This window comes from Streptomyces sp. NPDC002889 (assembly GCF_042888425.1).
In the GTDB taxonomy this organism is placed as follows: domain Bacteria; phylum Actinomycetota; class Actinomycetes; order Streptomycetales; family Streptomycetaceae; genus Streptomyces.
The window spans coordinates 1-8,119 of record NZ_JBIAPT010000056.1 but is presented as its reverse complement, the minus strand read 5'-3'; the positions used below and the strand labels follow the sequence as shown (position 1 = coordinate 8,119).

Below are 8,119 nucleotides of genomic sequence, written 5' to 3'. Positions count from 1 at the left end.
GGCCCTGCCTTCATGCGCGTACGGCCGGAAGATCACCCGACCAGGAACTCCGTTCGACTTGCAGGTTCCAAGATCGGTTGAGATACGGCTTCTCAAGGCGGCGTAGGCGCCGGGCTCCCGCTCACCCGTTTCGGGGTCATCGGCGTCGAAGGTCACACCGACGAAGCTTTGCTTCTTTCTGGAGCCTTGCTCCCAGGTGCCTGTTCCGGACCAGGTCAAACCTTCCTCCCAGCTGACGGAGACGCAGACTTTATCGGCGATGAACGTCCCGTCCTGCTTCAGCGTGAGGGTGCCGCCATCGGCATCGGTCCACGTGGTCGCAAGTTCGGCCGGCTTCAGAACGACCGGTTCGCCGTCGGGCGGCGGCATGACGGTGAACCTGCCGCAGGCCGTCAGGGCGAGGGCCATGGCGAGCAAGATCAGCGCAGTACGACAGGAACGCAACACACTCCACCCCTAGCGGGTTCCGCAGGACGCGTGCGCGACCGATGGGCTCAAGAACGCACGCCGTACCCTGGCACAGAGTTTGAACGCGTTCAAGTCGTAATTGTCGGCGGCCACTCTTCACGAGGCGCGAGGCGGTACGGCAGCGAAGTACCGCAACCACAGCGGCCGATCGCGTTCGGTCCGCAAATAGCCCATGGATCACCTTCTTCGCGAACCGCTTCCTGGCCCGGCGCACGCGACGGTCCATGCCATGACCACTTGACGCGACGGGCACCGCAACAGGTTGCTGACCACCCAGGGCAGAGAACAGCTGCCCGCCGCTACACCACACCAGGGGACATGACCGAAGGACCCGTCATGACGATCAAACGTCGCCATGGCCATCACCTTGGCACGACGCCTCGACCGCCGGAGAGTGGTTGAACGTCAAGCTCAGCCGGGTCCGTCGCGTTGCCCCATGCCGACCGCACCCCGGAGCGTTCACCGAACCGTCCCTGGTCTCAAGACCGCAGTGAACTCGGCGTCGACTGCCGCCCCAGGGACAGCGTCGTCCCCACCCGGATCGCGCTCGCCCAGCGCAGGGCAGCGGCGAACAGGCACAGCCGATTTCCTGGGGCCGGACGCGAAGTGCGGGGGCAGCCCTAGCGTTTGCTCTTGGCCAGGTTGTAGACCAGGACGACAACAGCCAAGGTCATGACCATCAGATGGATCCACACCGGCTCCGCCGAGGCATCCGGAGCCGTTGCCAGTGCCCCGATCATGAGGACTCCCCCACAGCCGTGCAGCGTCCAGAAGCCTGAGGACGGGACGGACTTCCAGTGGCCGCTTGGAGTGCGCGTGGGGGAACTGAGCCAACCCAGGCAGCCGAACTGCTTGAGATGAACGGATTGTGCGTCTTGGATGCCATATCGGTCGTGTACCCGCGAAGCCCTTCTCCATGACCCGCATCATGCAGGCGACCACGTCCACCCAGCTGTCCGCAGCTCCGTCCGCATCGCGCTCGTCGCACATGCCGTCCGCACCGTGTCCTCAAGTACGGCCCTCTGGGCATCAGTTGCCGACAACGGCCGGGGCTTCGGTCCAGGGCGACTCACGCCGAACCGACGACCCGGCCGTCCCATTCCTCGGCTTTCGACCTCGTTGCCAGTCAGCGGATGGGTCCCAGGCGTGTTGCAGTGCCGGCCAGAGGCAATCGCGGTGTCACGCTCTCGGCTGCCCATCAGTCACTGGCACACCCGTGGTGCTCGGCGCGGTAGGGCTCGGAGGCGAGGCGCTGACACGACTGGTGGACTGGCAGGAGGGCTCGCCGTCGGCGAGGAATCGGAGTGGCCGGCGCGGCCACGGGAAGGGCTGTCGGCGCCGGCTGGAAAGTGGTTCCGGATCACTTTCCGTGCCAGAGCCACGGAGAGTCACCAAAACCGCGATCATGAGCGGCCGTGGGTGATGTCTTCCTCAGGAGGTGCTCCCTGCCCCAGGCTCCGAAGGGCGCAGCGCCTCGTTGAGGAAGACACCCCAGCGGGGTGAGGGTGTATGTGACGCGGCGTACCGCTGAGGCACGACGATGCCATCGGCATCCAACTCCCGCAGATGCGAGGTGAGACCTTCTCGGTGGCTTCGCCCCGGCGCAGCGCCTGGCGGAATTCCGCACCGGCCACCGCACGCCGCCCACCAAGGCCGCCGTCCCTTTACTGGCCAGGGGGGATGCCGTACGCCCCGACAAGGGTCGGCAGGCCCGTCACCGCCGTCACCAAGCCGCCGGCACACCTGGAAGCGGCGGCTTGGGCGCAGCTGGTCGCGATATACGCGGAGGTATCGGCCCGGATCAGCCGCGGATCAGGAGGATGACGGCGGCCGCCACCGCTGCCAGCACAATCGCGACGGCACCGTAGGCCAGCCGGTGCGCGCGCAGCCCCGGGATGAAGTGGTCGAGGGCGTAGCGGCCGGGGCCGGTGAGGGTGAGGGTCGCGGCGGCGGCCAGGAGCAGGATTTCGTACTCGATACCCCGGGGGGCGAAGAAGCCGCTGCCCCACCTCACGGCGATGACGTTGATCATGGTTCCCACGATCGCGGCGCCGGCCAGTGGTGTGAGCAGGCCGAGGACCAGACCGAGGCCGCCAAGGGTCTCACTGAGACCGGCCAAGAGGGCCATGGCGTCGCCGTGCGGATAGCCGCTCAGTTCGAAGAACCGTCCAGTGCCGTTGATGCCTGGACCGCCGAACCAGCCGAACAGCTTCTGTGTGCCGTGTGCGGCCATCGTCAGGCCGACCGCGAGGCGCAGCAGCAAGAGCCCGACGTCATAGGCGTGTGGTGAGGGGGCGTTGCGGGCGGTGGCCGGAGGAGTGAGCGTCCTGGAGGTGGAAGTCATGAGCGCAATCCCTGAACAGTCAGATGGATTGAGGTTTCAAGCCCCCTTTCGACGGTAGTCGCTGATCCGGTCAGTCGCCTGAGCAGCTGCTCGGCGCCCAGCTCGGCACCACCATGCCCCGTTCCGGCTGATGGGCGGCGCCGGAAGGAAAAGTGGCTCTCCCCCGCCGAACGCGACGACCAGGCAGAGGAACGGAGCGGACGGCGACCGCCTGCGCCAGGGGGAGGCGGGCGGTCAACCTGCTGTGCGCGCAGGTCCCGCCATCTGGATCACGGAATCTCTCCGGTGCAAAACCCGCACTCCGGAGCCCCACACCTGCCGCGAACTGCGCCATCACCTGCCTTCACCTGCAGACCGGCCCGTGCCCTCACTTGGGAGCGCCGACGTACTCCACGACAAATCGCCCACGTGCACCAACGCCCCGGAGCATCCACGCGCGGCTTGTTCCCCGACGAGACCCGCAGCCGCGCCGCTCCACTCACCCCCGAGCGTCGCGGCGCGCTCACCTCCACGCGAGGCCTGGCAAGGCCACGGCACCGGGACCAGGGACGGCGTTGCACGACATGGCAGCGCGGGGGCAGGTGCACACGGCGGGGAGACAGGCCTTTGCTTCGTCCCGAGGGTCGGAGGTGGCTGTCTGTGGTCAGCGCGTTGCGCCTTTGGGGCGAAACCGCGCCAGGATGCGGCGCGCCTCACCCCGGAAAAGACTATGGGCACATTGTCCGTTTTGGATGCCGCTCGCTTGTCCGATGGAGGTTTCCGGTGAATCCGATGGGTGCTGCCTGTTCGCCCCCGCCCCCGGCGATGGGGCAGGAGCCTGTCCCGCCCGACGCTGGCAGCCACGGCGAAGCCTGCGCGGGCCGGGGGCGGATACAGCGGGCGCTGGCATGCTCAGCTGTGGGCATGCTGCTCACGGGCTGCTTCGCTGCCGGTCACAACGCAGACAGTGACCGGAGTGGACACCCCCCGTCGCAGAACCAGGCGCCGGTGACGTCGGGGAACAGGCAGCCGGTCGAAGCGCCGCCAGGCAGCCCCGGCATGCGGGCGCCGGCCCCGACAGATGCGAACAGTGTGCTCGCTCGTTCCCTCGAAACGATCCGCCAGCGGGACGGCACTCGGGTGTCGGTCGCTGTTCTGGAGCCCAGGGACGGCCGGCGGGCGTTGTACGGCTCGCAGGTGCACATCACCGCGAGCCTGGTGAAGGTGGATATTCTGGCGGCCCTGCTGCTGCGTGCCCAGCACGAGAGACGGACCCTCACCCAGTGGGAGGCATCGACCGCCGCATCGATGATCCAGAGCAGCGACAACGACTCCGCCAATGCCCTGTGGCGGCGTATCGGCGGCGGCCAAGGACTCGCTGACGCCAACAGGACCCTGGGACTGACCGCCACCCAAGCGGGGCCAGACCCGCAATGGGGCCTCACCCGGACGACCGCGGCAGATCAGCTGGCCCTGCTGTCCGCCGTGTTCGACGACCATTCACCGCTGAATCCGGCCTCACGCGATCTGATCCAGACCTTCATGGGCCGGATCGACGCCGACCAGGACTGGGGAGTGTCCGCGGCAGGCAGTCGTTGGCAACTCAAGAACGGCTGGCTGCTACGGCCCCACTCCCAACTCTGGGCAATCAACAGCATGGGGCGGGTCAAAGCGCACGGGAGCACCTTCTACCTCGTGATCCTCTCTCACGGCAGCCGGAGCATGTCCCACGGGATCTGGGCCGTGGAGCAGGCGGCGCAGTCGGCCGTGCATGTCCTTCGCAGCACTCCCCCTCCTGTCTCCCCGATCATCCGCTGACCTTCCTGCCCCGCCGGTCCGGAGGCCGTTGAGCGGGCGCAGCAGCTCTGCCGCCATACCGCCCGATCAGCCGAGCCGTCGAAGCAGCGGAGGCCGAGCGCCACGGTGATGCCGTGGACGGCGCCGATCAGAGCTCTGCGGCAAAGGAGTGGCCCTCCACGCGACCGGTGAGGTGAGGATCAGGGCGACCGGCATCACTTCATGGCTCGGCCCGTTTCGTCCGAGCGTGAAGCGACGTGCCCGGTCTCGAACATCGCGACCACCACCGGAGCGCAACGGGGGATCACCCCCTACGGTCCGCAGACCAATGGCAAGGCCGAACGCTAGGACCGCACCCTGCTCGACGAAGCTGCCTATGTCCGCTCCGCTCCTGCACTGCCTCCGGGCGAGGTTGGCCCGGGTGATGAGGGCGTGGGGCTGGTCTGGGCGCAGGTGGTGATCGACGGTGTCGGCACGAGGCGGTGTCGGGTGCCGTGACGGGATGCGGCTGGTCCCCGGTCTGCCGCCCGGTACGCGGCACACGTCTGGCTTTTCTCCACCGGGACCGTCCGCCGACAGGTGAGTCCTTTTCGGCGGAATGCTGTTGACGACTGGTTACAAGCACATTGGCGGTTCGGCCCTGGCCGCCGATGGTCCCCGGCCGACCCCGTACCGTCTCTCCGCCCAGGCGAAGTCCATGGGGCCGCGAAGCCCGTGCGCAGGATTCGCCGACCTGCCACGTGGCGAGGCTCGCCGGTCCCGTGTTCGTGGGATGGGGCCGCGTGCAAGGCAGAATGCCCTGTGCAGGAGGGAGCCGAATCGGGAAGGGCGGCCGTTGTGAGCACCATCGAGGTCGGCGACGCCACGCTCTACTACGAGCGGCATGGGCAGGGCCCTGCAGTGCTGTGCATTTCCGGAGTCACGGGCGACGCCGGGCTGTGGACCGGCATGGCCGATGCGCTCGCGGACGAGTTCACGATGGTGTCCTATGACCGTCGGGGCAACTCGCGCAGCCCGCGCCCGGAGAACTGGATCTCAACGTCCGTCGATGAGCAGGCCGATGACGCCGCCAATTTGCTGCGCGGGCTCGATCTGGCCCCGGCCGTGGTGTTCGGTGCCAGCGGCGGGGGGATCATCCTCACCAACCTCCTGCTGCGCCACCCCGAGGTGGTGCGTGCAGCAATCATCCACGAGCCCCCGTTCGTCTCGGTCAGCCCCGACGCCGATGCGGTGGGCAGGCAGCTGGGGGCCGTGTTCGAGGAGGGTATGGCGAAGGCCGCGCTCCCCGGTGCGATGGAGGCCCTCCTGCACTGGGCCTGGGGACGGGATGGCCTGGAGGCCGTAGAGCCGCAGACCCGCGAGCGGCTGCTGTCCAACGCGGAGGTGTTCCTCGGCATGGAACTCGAGGCCTTCATCGAGTACATGCCCACATCCGAGGAACTCGCGGATGTGAAGGTCCCGCGCATCGTCACGGCGGGCGCCGAGAACCGCGACCCTGCGGCGGAATACCACCACGGGTACGAAGAATCGCAGTGGCTCGCGAACCAGATGCACACCGAACTCTTCGAACTCCCAGGCCGGCACGTGCCCTACCTCACCCACACAACCGCGCTGACCGAGACCCTACGCCCCCTCCTGCGCACCCTCTCCGGCTGAGCCCGAAGCACCGGAGCCACAGCCCGCCGTGGGCGCGCGATCACCGGGTACGGTCCGACCCCGGGACTACGCACTCCCACTCCGGATAACCGTCCTTCCTGGGCTGTCAGGTGTGCCGCAATCGGCGATACGGCCCGCGCCGTCAGCGGAGCCGCCCGCGCTCCTGGCTCCTGGCTCCTGGCTCCTGGCTCCTGGACCAGCTGGCGTCCGCCTACCAGGCAGAGAGCGCGAGGCACGAGCCCCTGGGTGGCTCCGGAGACCGGTCCCGCCGTCTCACCGCCCGACGCCTGACGCCTGACGCCTGAGTACTACCGATAGGCCCCGAAGTCGGCGCTCCGCAGGGCTCCTTCGGGCGGGCGACCGAGGTAGGCGGCGGCCGAGCCGGGTAACCGAGGAAGATTCCACGGGACTTGTCCTTGGAGACGGGGGGAGGGCCTCGCCCTCGCAGGTGCGGCGGCGGCGAAGTCACTCCCCCGGAGACGGCGGCGACCGTCAGCGCCTCGATACCTCGTCGTTGAGGCGACCCGAGCCGAGGCTCGGCGTTTGCCCCGGTCCGCGGCGGCCACTAAAGTCCACCGGGTGACTGCCGGGTCGGCCATGGGCCACGCACGAGTGAGGCGCCCGGCCTCGGCGTGAACGCGAGGCGGGCACGAGCCCCGCCCTCTCTTCTCTGCGTCTTCCCTTCCGGCGCCCGCGCGCGGCGCCCCCTTCCAGTGGAAACCAAGACCCGGAGAGATACCCCAGATGCCGCTTGACCAGCAGCACAAGCACGAGCCACCCGTCACCGCCGTCCAGCTGAACCACACCGCCGTCTACGCCAAGGACAGGCAGCTGTCGGCCGAGTTCATCGCGGCCATCCTGGGCCTGGAGGTCGGCGCCCCGCTCGGGCCGTTTCTGCCCGTCGATCTTGGCAACGGCGTGACGCTCGACTACTACGAGAAGAGCGACGAGCCGATCCAGTCGCAGCACTATGCGTTCTTGGTGCCCGACGAACAGTTCGACGCGATGATCGCCCGTCTGGAGGCGGTCGGGGTCACCTACTATGCCGACCCCAGCCACACCGAACCCGGCCGGATCAACCGCCTCTTCGGCGGCCGAGGCGCGTACTTCGACGACCCGGATGGCCACAACATGGAAATCATGACCCGGCCTTATACCCGGCCCTAGTCGCCTGAGGGCGATCCGTCGGCGCCTTCTGAGCTGAGCGGCTCCCCCGGCCTCCTCTGCCCGTTCCCACACCTGGGATGGCAGGAGGCGGGGGAGCCGCTTGGCGTGGTGGGCGCGCGCAGGAGCCAAAAAGCGGGTGGGTGATCGCAGACGAGCGCGGCCCGGTACTTCGCGGCGGCATCCCGCAGCAGCCGACGGCGATACGCATCCCCCGCAGCGATGCACGCCATCCTCCCTGGACCGCAGGGAAGTCGGGCTCCATGACAACCAGACGCCGACCTGGCCGCCCCACCACGCAGGCCATCGGGATTGACAATGGTTCGAGGGTAACCAGGACCTGACAGCCCGGTCTGCGTGAGTGGATCACGTGGACCGCTACAGCGGCAGCGCCGATCGGGAAGCATCGGTTCACCTTCAGAAGCAGCGTCTGCCCCGTCTGGGCGGAGGTGGGCGATCCGAGCGTCCGCAGCCGTGGTTCGGCCTGTGCCCTGCCCGCATCACAGCACCAGGTTCCGGCCACCGGACGGCACCGCATGCTCCGAGTGCCAAGAGCACGCCCGATACCCCGGTTCGAACTTGCGTCAGACCGCTTGTCTAAGGTCGCCGGCAGGACTGAGAAGCCGTATCTCAACCGATCTTGGAACCTGCAAGTCGAACGGAGTTCCTGGTCGGGTGATCTTCCGGCCGTACGCGCATGAAGGCAGGGCC

General features: G+C 68.1%; 4 protein-coding genes and 1 pseudogene. 3 read left to right on the top strand and 2 right to left on the bottom strand.

Annotated features, from left to right (window positions below):
- Both ACFYWI_RS38070 and ACFYWI_RS38065 read right to left on the bottom strand, forming a co-directional pair.
- Positions 1–408: pseudogene (locus ACFYWI_RS38070) on the bottom strand (hypothetical protein); the annotation flags it as partial.
- A 1,861-nt stretch (positions 409–2,269) separates the two neighbouring features.
- On the bottom strand, positions 2,270–2,812 hold the full coding sequence (locus ACFYWI_RS38065; protein ID WP_389240704.1) for a DoxX family protein: 543 nt from the start codon (positions 2,810–2,812) through the stop codon (positions 2,270–2,272).
- Positions 2,813–3,883: 1,071 nt separating this feature from the next.
- On the opposite strand from ACFYWI_RS38065, the gene ACFYWI_RS38060 reads away from it, so the two are divergent.
- The 3 genes from ACFYWI_RS38060 to ACFYWI_RS38050 all read left to right on the top strand — a co-directional run bounded on the left by ACFYWI_RS38060 (position 3,884) and on the right by ACFYWI_RS38050 (position 7,411).
- Positions 3,884–4,609 carry a serine hydrolase gene (locus tag ACFYWI_RS38060; RefSeq protein WP_389240702.1) on the top strand — a complete coding sequence of 242 codons (726 nt, stop codon included), beginning with the start codon at positions 3,884–3,886 and terminating at the stop codon, positions 4,607–4,609.
- A gap of 816 nt (positions 4,610–5,425) precedes the next feature.
- Positions 5,426–6,244: an alpha/beta fold hydrolase gene (locus ACFYWI_RS38055; RefSeq protein WP_389240700.1), complete on the top strand. Its 819-nt coding sequence runs from the start codon at positions 5,426–5,428 to the stop codon at positions 6,242–6,244.
- Between the two features lie 744 nt (positions 6,245–6,988).
- Positions 6,989–7,411, top strand: coding sequence for a VOC family protein (locus tag ACFYWI_RS38050; protein ID WP_389240698.1), 423 nt, complete (start codon positions 6,989–6,991; stop codon positions 7,409–7,411).
- Positions 7,412–8,119 lie beyond the last annotated feature (708 nt).

What these genes read in the sequence shown, in the direction of transcription:
- ACFYWI_RS38065 (WP_389240704.1), bottom strand. Translation starts at nt 2,812, where the DNA reads ATGACTTCCACCTCCAGGACGCTCACTCCTCCGGCCACCGCCCGCAAC.
- ACFYWI_RS38050 (WP_389240698.1), top strand. Translation starts at nt 6,989, where the DNA reads ATGCCGCTTGACCAGCAGCACAAGCACGAGCCACCCGTCACCGCCGTC.